Origin of the sequence: Lactobacillus sp. UMNPBX6 (assembly GCF_002553975.1) — a bacterium.
GTDB lineage: Bacteria > Bacillota > Bacilli > Lactobacillales > Lactobacillaceae > Lactobacillus > Lactobacillus gallinarum.
Window position 1 is genome coordinate 1 of record NZ_PCZD01000037.1, and the last position, 18,317, is coordinate 18,317.

Consider the following 18,317-nt stretch of genomic DNA (forward strand, 5'->3'; position numbering starts at 1 on the left):
TTTTATATTTTATCAAATCTCAAATCCTTTGTCAAGAACTTTTTTGATTTGTTTTCTGCCGCCTTGGCTCTCGCCTGACGACATTTAAATATATTACTCGTTTTGCTTTAACTTTGCAAGTCTTTTTTTCAAAAACTTTTTTAAAGCTCTCGAGCTCTTCGTCATCTCTCAAGACGACTTTATTAATTTACCCTACTTTCTCTTTTTTGGCAAGTTATTTTTTCAACTTTTTCAAATTAAAATTCCATTGCAATGATCTATCTCATGTTGAATAGTTTCTGCAATAAATTCCGAAAAATCTTGCGTTACTTCTTCAAGATTAAGATTCTGATAAGTAACGGTTATATTCTTATAGCGAATTGCCTGACGTTGACCGCTTAAAGATAAGCATCCCTCTTCAGTCGTATACTTACCATTCTTCTTAATAATTTTAGGATTAATCATCACGAAAGGTAAACTTCCAATATAGAAAGCAATAATTCTTTTAGGTTTGCCAATCATATTTGCGGCTAAGCCAGCTGCTTTGCTTCTATTTGCTAAAAGCGTATCACGCAAATCCAGTGCCGTATTCAGATCTTCTTTGCTTGCTAATGTCGATTTTTGACTTAAAAATACTTGATCATGAATGATCTTTTTTACTGCCATAACTTTTCCTTTCCAAATTTATTCAATATAGAATATTAACAAATTATTGCCATTTAACCAAAATAAACTGAAGCATAATATGATTGAAATGTTTTCTTAATTATTTTGAACTTGTATAGGGCAAAGATCGCGCTAAAATGTAAGTTAGACACTTTAAAGGGGGCCTTCAAAATTTTTAAACAAATACTCACCGGATTAGCAGTTGCCGCTCTATTTTCTACTGCTACACCAACAATTATTTCTTCAAACACAGATAAGGTGCAAGCGAGCAGCTATTCTAGAAGTGCAATGCGTAGCTACGTACGAAACACTCTAGCTCAAAGCAACAGTCGAGGAAGCACAGTTATTATAAAAAATGGTAAACCTCAACAAATCAGCTATGGTTGGGCTTGGTATGGCAAAAGAATAGGCAACGGTAATGATAGCGTAGTCTATCCGACTGCTTCTTTACAAAAAGTAGTGACTGCTGCCATGGTTGTTCAATTAATGAACGAAAAATGGCATACAAGTGAACGTTTTAATCAAAACACTAAGATCTCACGTTGGTATCCTGAGCTAAAAAACGCCGACAATATTACACTAGGTCAACTAATGACCCACACTTCCGGAATTAACGCTGTAAATACGGAAGCTGATCGCGGGACCGACTATTCAGAAGATGATGCAGTTAAATGGGCAATTGATAATGCTAATTCCACTGATTCAGGTACTCCTGGCACTTATTTCTACAACAATACAAATTACATCCTATTAGCGGGTATTATCAAAAAGGTTAGTGGTCAATCATATGAAACTAATTTTAATAATCGTATTGTTAACAAATTAGGATTAGCAAATACCTATCTTTACCAAAATATTCCTAGCTGGAAAACTGATCCCATCTCATACATTTGGAATGTCAAAAATTATCAAGATCCTGAATATATAACTAAAACACAGGCTTCCCAACTTGTAGGTGCGGCCAACATGTTTACTACCGCAATGGATTATTACAAAATTCAAGTTGGCCTATCCAATGGTGCAATTTTAAATAAATCAGACTTCTATTACCTTACTCACTTAAGAAGCAGGGTTAATAACTATTCCGGTGGTATTTATCTTGATAACAACGACACCATAAAATCGGCATACGGAAATCTTGGTGGTACCCACTTTGGTATTTGGTTCCAAATGACGACTGATAATCGCAATGGTTTAATTATGTTCCTAAATCAAACTGCGGGTGACGAAAATGCTCAAAAACAAGTCGGATATCAAATTTTGAATCATATTAAACCATATACATTTATCGCAGGATAAAACAAAAAGACTTTTCCTAAAATTTGGAAAAGTCTTTTTTATTATTCAAATAAAAGTTCTGACATACTCGTTTTTAACGGCCGCTTCAACAATAAATTCATCCCTACGGCAGGCTTCTTTTTTGATCCTAATAATTCTTCCTTAACCGAATCAGATTGAATTTGTGCCTCACCTAAATAGAAGAACTGCTTGCCATCGGCATCGCTTCTTTTAACAAAAACATGGATATGCATGTCTGGTGTCTTCAACAATCGCTGCACTTCTTCTGAATCCAAATGTCGTGGCACTCTTGTATACCAACGTAAGCTACGTCCATTTTCTAAAGTATTGTGATATAAAGCATTCCGCTTTTCTTGATCATCTTTTCGATAAGTAATAAAAATCGGCGTATCATGATCACCTACACGATAACCATACATCGGTGCAGAAACATCCCGAGGCCAATTCAACAATCTGCAAGCATCTTTTCGATCATATTGTTGGTATAAAGTAAATTGCTTTTGCTGGTCATAATTAGTACTTAATAGCAAACCTGTTTCAATTGCATCTTTAAACAGATCCTTGAACCATTTATTTTGAGTTAAAGCATTTAATAATTCCTGATTTAATTCATAATCAAACAAACTGCTATGAACTACCACGGGTTGATCACCATATTGTGCCTTCTTAGTAGTTTTACCTTGCTTAACATCAAAAAAATCAAGCGATAATATATCGTCTATCGAATTCAAAACTGCTTTATTTACATAGATTTCCTTTTTGCGTAATTCTGAGACAAAGTCTTCCTGGTTGACCTGTTTCTGCTTCAATAGCATCTGCAACAAAATTAGTTCATGAGCGCGCTTGCCATTCAAAAGCTCTTTAGTTAAAAAACTTAGAACTGCATTTTCATAATTATTTAGCTTTACTGCTTCACCCATTTTAATTAAAAATGCGGCGTAATTATCAAGTCCGCGATTATTAGCAAAAACCATTGGCGAAACTGAACCATATTGAGCAAAATCATGCAATAAAGGAATGCGACCCAATTTATTTTTCAAGCTTTGATAACTCTGCCGCAATTCCCGCATATTGTCTAACTTTATTTGATCTAGTGAAGCTAAAATCTTTTCAGATGCAACTTTACTAAAGTTAATCGTAGAAACATCAATAAAGTGAGGTAACCGCGCCTCTCTTTTGGCTTGATCCTTATCGCGACTTGTATCGTGATTAAGGGCAATTGGAATCATGTAATTATTCTTATAATTACCGATAAAATCCAGAACTGTCACGAATTCTTTACCAGGATATTTTCTTAATCCTCGACCTAATTGCTGGATAAAAACAATACTTGATTCAGTATTGCGCAGCATAATGATTTGGTTCAAAGCAGGAATATCAATCCCCTCGTTAAATAAATCTACTGCCACGATATATTCAATTTCACCAGCAACTAATTTTTGCACAATTTTATTACGGGTACTTTCGCTGTCTTCATTGGTTAAAGCGACAGCAGGATGGTCTTTCTCTGAGAAAAGGTCAGCTAATTCGCGTGCTTCCTCTTTTCTACTGCAAAAAACGAGTCCCTTGGCTTGATCGCCGCAATAGCCATAATAATCAATTTCTTTCAAAACATAATTTACGCGATCTTCTGATACTAAATAGCGTAAATCAGTTGTTTCATCAATTGATTGGCCGTTTAACTCATAATCTTGTACACCGACATAATGAAATGGCGTCAGCATCTTATCTTCTAATGCATCCCGCAACCGAATATCGTAGGCCAAATTATAATCGAAAATTTGATACACATTTTGTTCATCGGTTCGTTCAGGCGTAGCCGTCATACCTAATAAAAATTGCGGCTTAAAATACTGCAAAATCTTTTGATAGCTTGGTGCAGCTGCTCTATGCGCTTCGTCGATTAAAATATAATCGAATTCATTTGGATCAAAGCTTTTTAGCATATCCGGTTGAGATAAAGTTTGAATCGTCGCAAATAAATATTTTTTATTCTTATCATGCTTATTTCCACTGAGCAAGCCATAATCCTGCTTTTTTCCACCAATTACATGATAAAAACTTGCAAGCGACTTTTTAGCGATTTGCTCGCGGTGCACAACATATAAAAATCTTTTCGGTTTAAAATCCTTAACCGCAAAAGCACCTAAATACGTTTTCCCTGTACCTGTCGCCGAAACAACGAGGCCTCTTTTTTCGCCATTATCTACTAGGCCCTGTAAATTTCTGAGCGCTGCTTGCTGCATCTTATTAGGGACAATTTTTGTTTTTGATTTGGTTAGATGCGCAACCGGTGCGGGCTGCCAGTTATTCTTATAATCAGCTAGCCATTGAGCGTTAAGATCAAAACTATTATCTTCCAATCTAGAAATTTTCTGCGCTAATTGTTTAGTTAAATCGGCTTGATTGCGCGAGCTAGCTTTTAATGCCCATTCATAATTGCTAAGCATGGCTGAACGGGTAAAATTAGCACTACCAATTACAAGTGTTTGATAATCTTCGTGTTCAAATAAATAGCCCTTAACATGAAAACCCGCCTCATCCGCAATTTTCACTTTTAAGTTAGGAATTTTTGCCAACTCTTCAAATACGCGTGGGTTATTGAAATTTAAATAATTGCTAGTAATTATTGTTCCGCCCACGCCTTTAGCTGCTAAATCAGCTAAAACGACTTTTAATGGTACGAGCATATCCTGCGTAATAAAGGCTACAGTCCAAGTAAAACTTTGACAGTGATATAATTCCTCTCGCAAAGTTAGCCATATTTTTTCATCTTGCTCATTCGCTAAAAGTTTGGGACTAAAAAAATTATTCCCTAAAATCTTTTCATCATAAAAACCATTTAAGATTGCATCCCGCATCACATTCGACATTTTTTCACCTCATTTGGTCTAATTCTACTAAAAAAGCATCCGTTTTTTAAAACGAATGCTTTTCATTTATTGTTTTTGCCATTTTTCATGCCAGTGATAAAGAACTAACGGCAAAATTGAAACGATCGCGCACATGCCAATTAATGTCCAGACATAGATTCCACGTAATCCTGCTGCAGTTCCTTGAGCAGGTACAAAAGTAACAAAGAATGCGACAACTGTGATAATCAAAGCCAAAATTGCAATTGCAATACTCAATTTTGGATTCTTGCTCATGTAGTACATGCGGTGATAATCTTCATGTTTTTTCTTCAAAACCATGTAGGCTATTAACATGATCATATATACCATCAAATATTGTGCTGTTGTTGCGGCTAATGAAACATTAAACGCAAAGTCAGCATCGGTACCACTGGTAAAGGTAATCAGCAATGCTGAAATAGTAACGATTGCTGATTGCAAAATCATAATTCTAATTGGAACGCCATGCTTAGTTGTTTTAGCGAAAAACTTAGGCATGTAGCCTTCTTTAGCAGCTTCGTACATTCCCTGGTTAGGACCAGAGATCCAGTTACCAAGCTCGCCGATAATACCACAAGCTAGCATTACGCCAACAATCTTTTGCAATAAATCTCCTGGCAATCCGATAGAAGTCAACAGTTTGCCATAGGTATAAACGAAACCTGTGCTGTTTTGGATTTCACTTTTAGGAACAGTCATTCCAATTGCCATACTTCCCAAAAGGTCAAAGCAAATTGCAGTTGCAGCCAGAGCCAACATTACTTTTGAATAAGATTTTGGATGATCTAAGTTCTTAACGTGTGGTGCAGAAGCTTCTCCCCCACAGAAGGCAAGCATAAATGGTACAAAAGCTACTAATGTAGTGCCATTTAAATGATGTGGAACTATCGTATGCCAATTAATCACCATATGAACTGGATGACCTTGTGCCAAGTATACAAAGAATGAAATAATCAATAAAATTACCGGAAGCGCAATTCCTAAAATGAATAGCCATTCCGCAATTCGTCCGATTTTTCTAATCCCAATAACTTGAATTGCGGTTGCACCCCATAAAATGATCATCATTAAGATAAAACGCACAATTGGCGTGGTGTTAAACCAAGGAGTTCCAAAAGCAATCGACAATGCACCAATAATCACGTACATCATCGTGTCCATCCCCACAGTAATGTGAATCCATTGGTAAAACATTGCGGTCCAACCCATTTTGTCTCCTAAAGAGCCTTAACCCAGGTAAAGATGCCGCCTTTTTCCCAACCATCAATTGAAGCCATTTCACCGGCCATTTGAGTAATTGGAATAAACCATGCAATTCCAGCAATCAATAGATAAAATAATGCCGTAGCACCAGTTTTACCAAATGGGGCTAGTTCGTCCACGGAAATAACCATCGAACTAGTCATTGCAAACAGCTTAAAAGCTGTTAGACGATTGTACTTTAGATCTTGCTCTAAAGCCCAATCTTCTTTCTCGTTATTCAAAAAAATTCAACCCTTATTTTAATTTAAAATTCATTATACTAGTATTTTCGGTAATTTAAAGATTTATTTCTAGCAAAATTGGACAGTGGTCCGCACGTTTGTCCGTATCAATCATCTCTGAGCGAACTACTTTATCCGCAATTCGGTTGCTTACTAACCAGTAATCAATTCTCCAGCCTGAGTTATTAGCTTTGGCCGTTCTAACTCTTTGAGCCCACCAAGAATAAACTCCTTCAACGTTGCCATTAACTTTTCTAAATGTATCGGTAAAACCAGCATCGAGTAAATTAGTAAAATCTGCTCTTTCTTCATCAGTAAAGCCGGCAGAATGATGATTATTTTCGGGATGCTTCAAGTCAATTTCGGTGTGAGCACAGTTATAGTCCCCACTTGCTAAAACCGGCTTTTCTTCATTTAATTTTTTCAAATATTCAATATATTTTTGATCCCAGATTTGACGATCAGCTAAACGTTTTAAGCCATTACCTGAATTTGGCGTATAAACTTGAGTAACAAAATATTTATCAAATTCTAAAGTGATTATTCGTCCTTCTTCATCCATTGGTTCAGGTGCACCAATTGCTGGCTTAGAAACTGCTGGAGTTAATCCCTTTTTGTACAAATACATTGTTCCTGCATAGCCTTTTCGAGCGGGCTCTTCAGATGAACGCCAAACATAATCGTATTCTGGAAACTTTTCTGCTAATGCAGCTTGGTGCTTTTTAGTTGGGCCAGTTGCGCGCAGTTTAGTTTCTTGAATTGCAATAATATCTGGATTTAAAGCATGAATCTTATCTAAAACTTCACGCGTCTCTTCTGCTCTAGCTGAAATTCCAGTTAATGCCGCATTCAATGAATCAATATTCCATGAAATTAAAATCATTATTTTTCCCCTTTAAAAATATTTCAAAACTAATTATAGCCAAAAAAAGAAAAAGGATTAGCTTAGATGACTTTTCTAAACTAATCCTTTTAAGGGAGTTGTGTTGAATGAGAATAACGAGATTTTTTACATTAGCCTACTCATCACTAATGTTGCGAAAATGATTTATCAAGATTAACAAAACGTTCAACGCTAGAGATACTGCAGGGGAGCCTGATTCCTCACTTTCGCAAAAAGGGGATGGACTTTTTATCAATCTTCACTTTTATGGTTGCACAGGGGACAACCAGTAAAAGCAATACCCAATGTATGAATCAATATATGTCCAATAGGATGTATTAATAAGGAATTAGAAGATTTGTTACCTTCTTGCAACTTATCTCTATATTTGTTGCGTTGTATTTTTGTTATGAGTATATAATATCAGCAGGCTGACATAGCGTCACTATTTATTTTTTCTCTTAATAAATTCTTTAGAAATTGCTCAAAATATAATCAACTTCTCCTCCATATTCTTCACCAAATAAATCTAAATGCATGCAAAGATAATAGAAGCGATACCAGTTAAGACGCCGTTCTAGGTCTGGTTTTAAAGGATAAATTTCATTGTATGCTGCATAAAATTCATCATTGAAGCCGCCGAAAACTGTCGTCATCGCTAAATCAAATTCACGATCTGCATACACGGCATCTGGATCAATTAGATAGGGCTTTTCTTTTGCAAACATCACGTTGCCCCACCACAAGTCGCCATGACACAAGCTGGGCTGAACTTCATTTTTTGCATAATAATCTTTAAAAGCAGCTACCATTTTTTGAAAATGTTTTTCACGATAATCATTCCAGCGACCCACTTTTTTGGCATATTCAACTTCGGGCATCAAGCGTTGATTAACGTAAAAATCTATCCAACTGGAATTCCAATGATTGTCTTTTTTCAAAATTCGAGTTCGATAAGTATCGCCAAAACCAAATTGCTCATGATGATACTGATGCATTTTTGCAACCATTTTTCCGAGATCAGCTTGATTGCCGCTGGTCCTGTCCAGCCAGTTTAAAAGTAAATATGCATCCCCTTCAATTTGACCACTAGCTAAAACTTGTAAAGTGTTTATCCCAGCTTTAGCCATTTCATTTAGTCCTCTTTTTTCATGATCAAAAAAGGAAGCAGGCTTCTTCGGCTGCACCTTCATGAAATAAGTTCTACTAGCAGTTTTAATTCTAAAAGCTTCATTCATGTCGCCGCCATGCACAGATTCACACGAAATAATTTTCTCTATTGGCAATTGACTAAGCCATTTTTGATTTAACTTCATGATTATTTACCTCTTCTTTCATTATAGATTTTTCTCAAAAAAATTAGATCTTTTGTGTTTTGTTGAGCAAAGTGAAGTGTATAATGAGGAATGGTTATACTAATAAATTTTACGGAGGTTGAATTTATGACAAAGATTTTTGCTTACGCTATTCGTAAAGACGAAGAACCATTCTTGAACGAATGGAAGGAAGCTCACAAGGATATCGATGTTGATTACACTGATAAGCTTTTGACTCCTGAAACTGCAAAGCTTGCTAAGGGTGCAGATGGTGTTGTTGTTTACCAACAATTAGACTACACTGCAGATACTCTTCAAGCATTGGCAGATGCTGGCGTAACTAAGATGTCATTACGTAACGTTGGTGTCGACAACATTGACATGGACAAGGCTAAAGAACTTGGCTTTGAAATTACTAATGTTCCAGTTTACTCACCAGACGCTATTGCTGAACATGCTGCTATTCAAGCTGCACGTGTATTACGTCAAGACAAGCGCATGGACGAAAAGATGGCTAAACGTGATTTGCGTTGGGCACCAACTATCGGCCGTGAAGTTCGTGACCAAGTTGTCGGTGTTGTTGGTACTGGTCACATTGGTCAAGTATTTATGAGAATTATGGAAGGTTTCGGCGCAAAGGTTATTGCTTACGATATCTTCAAGAACCCAGAACTTGAAAAGAAGGGTTACTACGTTGACTCACTTGACGATTTGTACAAGCAAGCTGATGTAATTTCACTTCACGTACCAGATGTACCAGCTAACGTTCACATGATCAACGACAAGTCAATCGCAGAAATGAAAGACGGCGTTGTAATTGTAAACTGCTCACGTGGTCCACTTGTTGACACTGATGCTGTAATTCGTGGTTTGGACTCAGGCAAGATCTTCGGCTTCGTTATGGATACTTACGAAGGCGAAGTTGGTGTATTTAACAAGGATTGGGAAGGTAAAGAATTCCCAGACAAGCGCTTGGCAGACTTAATTGATCGTCCAAACGTATTGGTAACTCCACACACCGCCTTCTACACCACTCACGCTGTACGTAACATGGTTGTTAAAGCATTTGACAACAACTTGAAGTTAATCAACGGCGAAAAGCCAGATTCTCCAGTTGCTTTGGACAAGAACAAGTTTTAATTAGATAATTAAGACCAAAAAAGCTTGAGCGTTTTGCTCAAGCTTTTTTCTATGCTTTTTAATGATTTTGACGATAAACAGTTTCATGAAAGCGTGGATGCCTACTTCCCTTCGGGCCATCAATTACTATTTTTGAATCATTAATCAAATGATCTAGTAATTGCCAAAAACGTACATTATCTTCTAACATTCAATCTCCAAATACTTAGCTAAAACCTTCAGCACACCATTATCATCATTCGATGGTGCTTCATATTTCGCTACCGCCTTAGTCTTTTCATTGGCATTCTTCATTGCGTAACTATAACCGCATGCTTCCAGCATCCCAATATCGTTTTCACCATCGCCAAACGCAATCAAATCTTTTTGAACAATACCATAGTGCTTAAGCATATCTGCAACGCCCTTAGCCTTGTTAATGCCCTTGTGCACTAAGTCAATCGTCATATTGCCACTGCTAGTACCACGAATATAATCACCATATTTTTCATTAAAGCGATTCTGAATCACAGTAGCTAGTTCATCATCATCAGTCAAACAAACCTTTAGAATAGCGTCACTTGGATCGATATCTGTAAATTGATCTATCTCCATTACCTTACGATAATAAATGCGAATATCATCTTTATCTGCTTGATCCATGCTCTTCAAAATATAGCAGTGGTGTTGTGCACTAACCATAATGATGGCTTCAGGATACTCAGTCTGAATGAATTTCAATAATTTTTGCGCAATATCATAATCAATTGCCGTTCTCTTAAATACTTTGCCATCTGCCTCTAAGATCGCACCATTTTCAGAAACATAATCGATCCCAGTAGTAAATTCTTCAAAATATTCATGTGAACGAATTAATTGATTACCCGTTGCTGAAATAAATGGAATGTTGTTTGCTTGTAATTTTTTTAGGATTTTGCCAAATAGTTCGTGATCAAAAGTCTTTTTTTCTGTTAAAAATGTTCCGTCCATATCAACTGCTACGGCTTTAAAAGGAATTGTAGTCATTAATATCAACCTTTCTATCATAGTTTTATCTTACTATGTAAGCGGTTGTCTTTCATTATTTACAGGGCAAAATGAAATTTCTTTCACAGGTAATCATATATTTCAGTTTACGCAAGAATTTTTCTCTAATCTAATGGGTAACTATAAGGATACTGTGCGGTCTGCGGCACTTGATCCCAGGTTACTGTATGCCCTGCTCCATGAGAACAAAATACAGAGTTTGGTGTATTTTCTAAATCAGACATAGGATCATAATCTTTCGCTGCAATTATTTCATCCGCATTATGACATGGCAAATATCCTTTGACTACGCATTCAAATATTCCCTGACCATGAGTATAGCTACGCACTTCAGTCGCATAATCTCGCATCTCACTAACTGGTGCAGATCCATTAATAATCGTTCGATTTCCATTATTTTCAGGCGTATCGAACTTACCATGCATCCGCTGAATATCATTCAAAGCACGGCCCACTTGATCCTGCTCAACCTCTAAATGAAAATCATACCAAGGCTCAAGCAGCTGCAGCTCATTTCTAACTTTCAACTCCATCAAACCCTGACGAATGGCGCGATACGTCGCCTCTCTAAAGTCACCACCGATTGAGTGTACTAGACTGCCCTTCCCACCGATCAAGGTAATTTTCATATCTGTAATTGGCGAGCCGGTTAAAACACCCAAATGTTCCTTAGACTTTAATGCGGTCATGATTTGGTGCTGCCAATTTTTAGTTAGAACTTCCAAATCACACTTATTTTCAAAAATAATGCCACTGTTTTCGGAACCCGGTTCAAGGAGTAGGTGAACTTCCGCGTAATGGCGCAATGGTTCAAAGTGTCCGACAGCTTCGATCGGTTTAGTAATTGTTTCTTTATATAAAATATTGCCTTGTTCAAAGCTGATTGCTAAACTAAATCGCTCCTGCAAAAGCTGCTCTAATATTTCTAACTGGATTTCTCCCATTACTTGGACATGGATCTCTTGTAAATGTTCTGACCAAGTTACATGTAATTGCGGATTTTCATCTTCTAAAACTTTCAACGCCTTTAAACATTCAGGAATGTCATGCTCACCAGGATTTACCCGATATGTCAAAACAGGCTTAAAGAACGCGTGCGTATCTGCCGTGCCAATTCCTTCACCGGGATAAGTATCTTTTAGACCAGTAGCTGCTACAACATCCCCGGCCGTTGCTTCAGGCACCACATTGAACTTGGCGCCGTTATAGTTGCGTAATTGGTTGATTTTCTCATCACCCAGCATGCTTTTAGCTTTTAAGCTGCCACCTAAAACCCGCAACCATGATAGACGCTCACCTTTTTGATCATGGGAAATCTTGAAACATCTTGCCTTAAAGTCTGAACCAAATGCCTTTTCTTTCGTCCATTGATCTAAGCCAGCTAAAAATTCAGGAATGCCAGTAAGCTTTAATGCTGAACCAAAGAACACAGGGAATACCTGTCTTTGTAAAACCAATTTCTGAATATCAGCCACTTCAATTGCCTGTCCATCTAAATATTTTTCCAGCAAGTCGTCATCAACTGCAGCGATATTTTCATAAAAATCATCATCGATCTTATTAAAATCAATGCATCCCTGATCAAGATTCTCTTGAATATCAGCTAAAACCTGCTTGAGATCAATACCCGCAATATCAGTTTTATTAACAAAAATAAAGGTAGGCACGTTATAACGCTGGAGCAGTCGCCATAACGCCTTAGTGTAACTAACTACACCATCTGTAGCTGAGACCACTAAGATGGAATAATCTAGTACGCCAAGCGTCTCCTCAGTCTGCGCCGCAAAGTCAACGTGCCCTGGGGTATCCAATAAAGTAACATCTAAATCTTTAGTCGTCAGTTTAGCAGCATGTAAAAAAATCGTAATGCCGCGCTTTTTCTCAAGCGAATTAGTATCTAAAAACGCATCTCCATTATCTACTCGGCCCAAATTGCGCAAGTTTCCTGCTGTATAAAGCAGAGCCTCTGATAACGTAGTTTTACCCGCGTCAACGTGAGCTAATATTCCCATTGTAATTTTCTTCATTTTTTCACCTTAAACAAAAAAGCCCTGCAATAGCAGAGCCACACGTCGACGTACAGTAACCAGCTGTATACACGTCAATTTATAATCTTTATTTTCATCGTACCTCCAAAGTACGTGAAAAAACTGCTTAAGTTTCTTTTAGATCTTCTAAAGAACTACTTTAAGTAGCAAAACTGGTCGTCCTCTGGGCGGCTTTTTTAATTAATTTCATTAAAAATCAACTTGATCAGGATCGTTAGCCAACTTGCTTGCTCCACGCAAATCATCTAACTTGGCCATGTCTTCTGGACTAATTTCAAAATCAAATACATCTGCATTAGCTGCAATATATTTAGGGTGAACTGACTTAGGCAATGGCAAAAATCCATGTTGCAGTGACCAACGAATTAACACTTGGGCTGGAGACTTACCATAATGTTCAGCAACTTTACCTACTGTTTCATTACCAAGCAAACCACCTGTACCTAATGGACTGTAAGCTTCATTAAGCATATTGTATTCCTTGCTTGCTGCAGTAACTTCCGGTTGCAAATCGCTTGGGTTCAAGTAGTTCTGGTTAACAACTGGCTTAATTTCTGCTGTCTTCATCAATTCATCCAAGTGATGCTTTCTAAAGTTAGACACACCAATTGCACGAATCTTACCAGCTTGGACAGCTTCTTCCATCGCTTGCCAGCTTTCGGCATTTAACTCTGCCCAATGATCACGCATGTTAGCAGGATTTGGCCAATGAATTAAATACATATCTAAGTAATCCAGACCAAGCTTTTCTAAACTAGTGTCGATTGCTTTCTTTGTCTTGTCATAGCCGTGATCCGCGTTCCACAACTTAGTAGTAACAAATAAATCATGACGATTAACGCCGCTCTTCTTAATTGCTTCGCCAACACTTTCTTCATTGCCATAAGCTGCAGCGGTATCAATATGACGGTAGCCAGCGTTCAATGCGGCTAAAACTGATTCCTTGGCTACTTCACCACTTGGAGTTTGCCAAGTACCGAAGCCGATTACGGGAATCTTAACGCCATTGTTCAAAGTATAAGTATCTGTAATTGAATGTAATTCCATATATGTTTTTCCTTAATTTTTTCTAAAAAAGTTTGCTTTCAAGCTAATCTTATCTGTCTATAACTACTCACATGATAATCTTAAACTAAATAATCAATGTGAGGTGAATAATATGCCTGAAAAATCTTTCTTAATTTTGAAAAGCAACTTAACTGCTTTCGATATTAAACAATTAACCAGCCAATGGGATTTAGATTCTGCTATTTTTGCTAATTTATTTAGTCAGCTTGATCATATCAACCAAAAACTAAATGCTGTCAAAAGAAAAATAGATTACTTAGATTCCGTTGCACGTGAAACAATTAAAACTAAAGAACTTAAAAAAGTTACTGACTTAACTAGAGAACTAGTCTACCTCAAACACACATTAGATGATCAAACAGAAAGCTTACGCTCTTTTGGTGAATATCTAAAAAAGAATCAACTTGCTTCCTCTGCCGACATTGCCAGTTTAATGACTAAACAAGCGCAACTGACTAAGATGATCCATGTTTATACGGATCTATTGAATTCAATCAGTGGCTTATTCACCGCCATGATGGACAGCCATTTGAATCACTTAGTGAAATATCTGAATTCCGTTGCTTTAATCAGCGGTATCTGGGGCATGAATATTGGTGGCTTACCTGGCAGAACCAATAAGAACGGCTTCTGGATTATCATCACAATTGCGGCTATTTTGACAATTATTTGGGCAATTATTCTAAAGAAAAAGAAGTACAACGATTAGTACTTCTTCTCAAAATCATTTTGCATTAATTTAACAAATTCAGGATAATTTTCCACTTCAAACTTGGGATGTAAATTCAAGGTGTTTTTACGATGACGGTGATTGTACCAGATACTGTCAAAGCCATATCTTTCAGCTCCTAAAATATCTGATTGTAAACCATCGCCAAAAAAGACCGTATCATTAGGACCAATTTCCGTGCGGCTAAAGAAATAGTCAAAGGCATGGACATTAGGTTTAGAATAATGAGCTTCTTCCGAAGTAACAATTAAATCAAAATATTTCTTCACGCCCGCTAATTCTAAGCGATGATTTTGCATAAACTTTTCGCCATTACTTAAAACGGTTAATTTATAGCCCTGTTTTTTAGCAAACTTAAGAGTATCTTCTACTCCGGGAAGCAATTGGTGGGCTTCACCAAAGTAGGAACGATATTCATTCATCATCTTTTGACCATCAATTTCTAAACCGAAATGCTCCTTAATAAAATCGTGAAAAGTCATCTCACTTAGTTCTTCATAGGTTATTTCACCTTGTTCAAGCTCGCGCCATAATCCTTGATTATAGGCATGATATTGGCGTTGAAGTTCTGGCGTTAATTGCCAGTGATGAACGTTGAAAAGGCTGTGTAAAGCAAAATCTTCCGTGGCAGCAAAGTCGATGATCGTATCATCTACATCGAAAATAATTTGTTGATAGCGCAATGAAGTCATTCCCTTCTATTTTTTATAGCTGGGTATTAATTATACCAGCTATCATTAAGAAAAAAATAATTGACATCTTTCTCACCTTTCTTTAAAATTTGAGCAACAAGTATTTTAGACGAAAGGAAGATTTATCATGTTTAAGAATGTAGTACTCAATCGTTGGCAATTCCAGCACTAGAGTTGTTTCTGCACGCTTAAGGTACAGATGCGGCTCATACGATCGCGTCTGTGCTGGTAAATCTTCATGAAAATTACCCGCACGGAAAATAAACGTGCGGGGTTTGTTTTAAGCATTTCCCGTCAAGAGGAAATGCTTTTTTGTTTGAGGTTTAAAAATGAAAAGATTAATTGGAACGCTTATTGCTCTTTTTGCTTTTTTGATTGTGGCTTTCATTTCTGAAACAAACCAAGAAAAAGCAGAACAAAAACAACCAACTGTAGGAATTTTACAAACTATGAGTCACCCTGCTTTAGATCAAATTCATCGGGGAATTATTCAAGGGCTCAAAGAAGAAGGGTATTTTGAAGGTAAAAATATTAAAATTGATTTTCAAAATGCCCAAGGCGACCAAAGCAATCTAAAATCAATGGGTGATCGCTTTATCGGGGAACATGCCGCATTAACTATCGGAATCGCTACGCCAGCAGTTCAGTCTTTAGCCAATACTCCGAGAGATACACCGGTAATCATGGGAGCTGTTAGCGATCCTCTTGGTGCACATCTAGTCAAAAGTTTAGCTCGTCCTGGTGGCAAAATCACTGGGGTTCAAGACAGACAACCAATTGCGGCTCAACTTAAATTAATGAAAACTATTATGCCTGATCTAAAAAAAATCGGCGTTGTTTATACTTCTAGCGATGATTCTTCTACTTCAGAATATCGAGAATTTAAACAGCTCGCAGAAAAACGAGGTCTAAATGTTACACCTTATACCATTACTTCTACCAATGATATCGAACAAGTCGCTCAAACCTTAGCTGGAAAAGTTCAGGCAGTATATGTGCCAACTGATAACACCGTAGCTTCAGGAATTGCCACGCTACTTAAAGCAACAAACGCAGTGAAGATTCCGGTCTTTCCTGCCGCAGATACAATGGTTAAATCAGGCGGACTAGCAACTCGCTGTGTTAGTCAATACGACATGGGAATTTTAACTGGTAGAATGGCGGGACAAGTTTTGCACGGTAAAAATCCGGCAACCTTACCCGTTAAACGAGTAACTCATTACGAAACAGTAATTAATGCTAAAACTGCAGAGAAATTAAATATTCATATTCCAGCTTCTGTTTTATCTGCCGCACAAAAGAAAGGAAGAATTATCAAATGAGTTTAATTACTTCAACTATTGGTCAAGGGCTCTTATGGGGAATATTGGCTCTTGGACTTTTCCTAACATTTAGAATCCTGAACTTCCCTGATATGACCGTCGAGGGTACTTTTCCTTTTGGTGCAGCTATCTGTATCAGCGCACTAGTTCATGGCGTTAATCCAATTATCGCCACTATCCTCTCTTTTTTAGGTGGAATGCTCACAGGCTTAATTACTGGGCTGCTTTACACCAAAGGCAAAATTCCCGTTTTATTAGCTGGGATTTTAACTATGACCGGAATTTATTCTGTCAACTTACGTATTTTAGGGAAAGCAAATGTCGGCCTGCTTAATAAAGCTACATTGCTGAACGAAAAATTTTTACAAAGATTGCCCGATAATTTTCCTACTATTGTAGTTGGATTACTTTTCGCCATTTTTATTATTTTATTGCTAGCACTTTTCTTAAATACCGATCTTGGACAAGCCTTTATCGCTACCGGTGATAATGAAAAAATGGCTCAATCATTAGGCATAAATACCGATAACATGAAAATTCTCGGCCTAATGCTATCTAACGGTTTAATTGGTTTAGCCGGCGGATTATTAGGACAAAATGGCGGCTATGCCGATGTTAATATGGGAATCGGAACGATGGTTATTGGCTTAGCTGCAATTATTATTGGTGAAGTGGTTTACGGCAATTTATCTTTAACAGCACGACTAATTGCCGTAGTCATCGGCAGCATTATTTATCGTTTGATTCTATTATTAGTATTGCAACTTGGTTTCAGCACCAACGACTTCAAGTTGATTTCGGCAATTATTTTAGCCATCTGCATGATGTTGCCTTTATTTGAAAAGAAATTTTATACTCGTAAATTATTGAAAAAAGGTGTGACTAAGCCATGAGTACAATTTTAGATTTACAAAATATCACTACCACAGTCAACGTTGGAACTAGCGAAGAAAAAAATATTCTTAAAAATATCAATTTAAAAATAAACGATGGTGATTTTATCACCCTACTTGGAACTAACGGAGCCGGGAAGTCTACGTTACTTAACATTATCAATGGTTCTATTTTTCCCACTAGCGGGAAAATTATTTTAAAAGAGCGCGATTTAACTAATTTATCTGAGGTAAAACGGGCAAAATATATTGCACAGGTTTTCCAAGATCCAAAAATGGGAACTGCACCTAGAATGACCGTTGCCGAAAATTTACTGCTGGCTACTAAACGCGGGCAACAACGCGGATTGCATTTACGTGGATTGGACCGGCATTTAGAAGAATTTAAGCGTGAGACAGCTCAACTACCCAATGGATTAAATGAACGGTTAAATACTTTTGTCGGCAATTTATCTGGTGGTCAAAGACAAACTCTCAGTTTCTTGATGGCGACTATCAAAAAGCCTGAACTCCTTTTACTTGATGAACATACTGCTGCTCTAGATCCAAATACCAGTCGGCAACTCCTAGAATTAACCAACAAGGTTGTTAAAAAAGAACATTTAACTTGCATCATGATTACCCACCAATTAAAGGATGCCATTAAATATGGCAACCGCACTATTATTCTAAATAGTGGAAAAATTGTTTTAGATGTTAATGGACAAGACAAAAAGACTTTAACTGAAGAAGATATTTTGCAATATTTTACCGATTAAGACTTAAATCCAGATGTTTTAATAAGCACCTGGATTTTTTATAACAAAAATTTTTGTTTTTTTATTTTCCTGAATTGTCAAATTAAGTGCAACAGTTAGGCTATGAAGAAATATATTGC

Annotated in this window: 15 protein-coding genes and 1 pseudogene; 6 read left to right on the top strand and 10 right to left on the bottom strand. The window is 37.1% G+C overall.

Annotated elements, in window-relative coordinates; translation table 11 throughout:
- Nucleotides 1-231: 231 nt before the first annotated feature.
- The gene (locus CP357_RS06925; RefSeq protein ID WP_025006108.1) at nt 232-645 is read right to left on the bottom strand and encodes a peptide deformylase; all 414 of its coding nucleotides are present in this window, start codon (nt 643-645) and stop codon (nt 232-234) included.
- Nucleotides 646-933: 288 nt separating this feature from the next.
- Between CP357_RS06925 and CP357_RS06930 the strand changes: the two genes are divergently transcribed.
- Nucleotides 934-1,944: a serine hydrolase gene (locus CP357_RS06930; protein ID WP_198995861.1), complete on the top strand. Its 1,011-nt coding sequence runs from the start codon at nt 934-936 to the stop codon at nt 1,942-1,944.
- Between the two features lie 41 nt (nt 1,945-1,985).
- Here the strand turns inward: CP357_RS06930 and CP357_RS06935 are convergent, their stop codons facing one another.
- The 4 genes and pseudogenes from CP357_RS06935 to CP357_RS06950 all read right to left on the bottom strand — a co-directional run bounded on the left by CP357_RS06935 (nt 1,986) and on the right by CP357_RS06950 (nt 8,521).
- Nucleotides 1,986-4,817 carry a DUF3427 domain-containing protein gene (locus CP357_RS06935; RefSeq protein WP_098036902.1) on the bottom strand — a complete coding sequence of 944 codons (2,832 nt, stop codon included), beginning with the start codon at nt 4,815-4,817 and terminating at the stop codon, nt 1,986-1,988.
- 66 nt (nt 4,818-4,883) lie between these two features.
- A pseudogene (locus CP357_RS06940) lies at nt 4,884-6,322 on the bottom strand (amino acid permease).
- 55 nt (nt 6,323-6,377) lie between these two features.
- A complete protein-coding gene (locus CP357_RS06945; protein ID WP_098036903.1) occupies nt 6,378-7,205 on the bottom strand; it encodes an exodeoxyribonuclease III in 828 nt (275 codons plus the stop codon).
- 473 nt (nt 7,206-7,678) lie between these two features.
- Nucleotides 7,679-8,521: a fructosamine kinase family protein gene (locus tag CP357_RS06950; protein ID WP_098036904.1), complete on the bottom strand. Its 843-nt coding sequence runs from the start codon at nt 8,519-8,521 to the stop codon at nt 7,679-7,681.
- 126 nt (nt 8,522-8,647) lie between these two features.
- On the opposite strand from CP357_RS06950, the gene CP357_RS06955 reads away from it, so the two are divergent.
- Nucleotides 8,648-9,661, top strand: coding sequence for a D-2-hydroxyacid dehydrogenase (locus tag CP357_RS06955; RefSeq protein WP_025006113.1), 1,014 nt, complete (start codon nt 8,648-8,650; stop codon nt 9,659-9,661).
- 58 nt (nt 9,662-9,719) lie between these two features.
- On the opposite strand, the gene CP357_RS10680 is transcribed toward CP357_RS06955, so the two are convergent.
- The 4 genes from CP357_RS10680 to CP357_RS06970 form a co-directional block, all read right to left on the bottom strand.
- Nucleotides 9,720-9,851: a hypothetical protein gene (locus CP357_RS10680; RefSeq protein ID WP_255404983.1), complete on the bottom strand. Its 132-nt coding sequence runs from the start codon at nt 9,849-9,851 to the stop codon at nt 9,720-9,722.
- Complete coding sequence (locus CP357_RS06960; RefSeq protein ID WP_087176801.1) at nt 9,845-10,666, bottom strand: Cof-type HAD-IIB family hydrolase; 822 nt, start codon at nt 10,664-10,666, stop codon at nt 9,845-9,847. Before CP357_RS06960 ends, CP357_RS10680 begins: the two co-directional genes overlap by 7 nt.
- A gap of 125 nt (nt 10,667-10,791) precedes the next feature.
- Nucleotides 10,792-12,714 carry a translation factor GTPase family protein gene (locus CP357_RS06965; RefSeq protein ID WP_098036905.1) on the bottom strand — a complete coding sequence of 641 codons (1,923 nt, stop codon included), beginning with the start codon at nt 12,712-12,714 and terminating at the stop codon, nt 10,792-10,794.
- A 210-nt stretch (nt 12,715-12,924) separates the two neighbouring features.
- A complete protein-coding gene (locus CP357_RS06970) occupies nt 12,925-13,782 on the bottom strand; it encodes an aldo/keto reductase (protein ID WP_098036906.1) in 858 nt (285 codons plus the stop codon).
- A gap of 112 nt (nt 13,783-13,894) precedes the next feature.
- Here CP357_RS06970 and CP357_RS06975 point away from each other — a divergent pair, with 112 nt between their 5' ends.
- On the top strand, nt 13,895-14,512 hold the full coding sequence (locus CP357_RS06975) for a CorA family divalent cation transporter (protein ID WP_098036907.1): 618 nt from the start codon (nt 13,895-13,897) through the stop codon (nt 14,510-14,512).
- Here CP357_RS06975 and CP357_RS06980 read toward each other — a convergent pair.
- The gene (locus tag CP357_RS06980) at nt 14,509-15,216 is read right to left on the bottom strand and encodes a YjjG family noncanonical pyrimidine nucleotidase (RefSeq protein ID WP_025006120.1); all 708 of its coding nucleotides are present in this window, start codon (nt 15,214-15,216) and stop codon (nt 14,509-14,511) included. The two genes, CP357_RS06975 and CP357_RS06980, sit on opposite strands and share 4 nt — an antisense overlap.
- Before the next feature lie 338 nt (nt 15,217-15,554).
- Between CP357_RS06980 and trpX the strand changes: the two genes are divergently transcribed.
- Genes trpX through CP357_RS06995 form a run of 3 tightly spaced genes read left to right on the top strand, consistent with a single transcriptional unit; the run spans nt 15,555 to nt 18,198 of the window.
- On the top strand, nt 15,555-16,547 hold the full coding sequence (gene trpX / locus CP357_RS06985; protein ID WP_098036909.1) for a tryptophan ABC transporter substrate-binding protein: 993 nt from the start codon (nt 15,555-15,557) through the stop codon (nt 16,545-16,547).
- A complete protein-coding gene (locus CP357_RS06990; RefSeq protein ID WP_087363555.1) occupies nt 16,544-17,440 on the top strand; it encodes an ABC transporter permease in 897 nt (298 codons plus the stop codon). The genes trpX and CP357_RS06990 overlap by 4 nt, the downstream gene beginning before the upstream one ends.
- Nucleotides 17,437-18,198 carry an ABC transporter ATP-binding protein gene (locus CP357_RS06995; RefSeq protein WP_025006123.1) on the top strand — a complete coding sequence of 254 codons (762 nt, stop codon included), beginning with the start codon at nt 17,437-17,439 and terminating at the stop codon, nt 18,196-18,198. Before CP357_RS06990 ends, CP357_RS06995 begins: the two co-directional genes overlap by 4 nt.
- Nucleotides 18,199-18,317 lie beyond the last annotated feature (119 nt).

What these genes read in the sequence shown, in the direction of transcription:
- CP357_RS06935 (WP_098036902.1), bottom strand. Translation starts at nt 4,817, where the DNA reads ATGTCGAATGTGATGCGGGATGCAATCTTAAATGGTTTTTATGATGAA.
- CP357_RS10680 (WP_255404983.1), bottom strand. Translation starts at nt 9,851, where the DNA reads ATGTTAGAAGATAATGTACGTTTTTGGCAATTACTAGATCATTTGATT.
- CP357_RS06990 (WP_087363555.1), top strand. Translation starts at nt 16,544, where the DNA reads ATGAGTTTAATTACTTCAACTATTGGTCAAGGGCTCTTATGGGGAATA.
- CP357_RS06955 (WP_025006113.1), top strand. Translation starts at nt 8,648, where the DNA reads ATGACAAAGATTTTTGCTTACGCTATTCGTAAAGACGAAGAACCATTC.
- trpX (WP_098036909.1), top strand. Translation starts at nt 15,555, where the DNA reads ATGAAAAGATTAATTGGAACGCTTATTGCTCTTTTTGCTTTTTTGATT.
- CP357_RS06965 (WP_098036905.1), bottom strand. Translation starts at nt 12,714, where the DNA reads ATGAAGAAAATTACAATGGGAATATTAGCTCACGTTGACGCGGGTAAA.
- CP357_RS06995 (WP_025006123.1), top strand. Translation starts at nt 17,437, where the DNA reads ATGAGTACAATTTTAGATTTACAAAATATCACTACCACAGTCAACGTT.
- CP357_RS06925 (WP_025006108.1), bottom strand. Translation starts at nt 645, where the DNA reads ATGGCAGTAAAAAAGATCATTCATGATCAAGTATTTTTAAGTCAAAAA.
- CP357_RS06950 (WP_098036904.1), bottom strand. Translation starts at nt 8,521, where the DNA reads ATGAAGTTAAATCAAAAATGGCTTAGTCAATTGCCAATAGAGAAAATT.
- CP357_RS06970 (WP_098036906.1), bottom strand. Translation starts at nt 13,782, where the DNA reads ATGGAATTACATTCAATTACAGATACTTATACTTTGAACAATGGCGTT.
- CP357_RS06945 (WP_098036903.1), bottom strand. Translation starts at nt 7,205, where the DNA reads ATGATTTTAATTTCATGGAATATTGATTCATTGAATGCGGCATTAACT.
- CP357_RS06960 (WP_087176801.1), bottom strand. Translation starts at nt 10,666, where the DNA reads ATGACTACAATTCCTTTTAAAGCCGTAGCAGTTGATATGGACGGAACA.
- CP357_RS06930 (WP_198995861.1), top strand. Translation starts at nt 934, where the DNA reads ATGCGTAGCTACGTACGAAACACTCTAGCTCAAAGCAACAGTCGAGGA.
- CP357_RS06975 (WP_098036907.1), top strand. Translation starts at nt 13,895, where the DNA reads ATGCCTGAAAAATCTTTCTTAATTTTGAAAAGCAACTTAACTGCTTTC.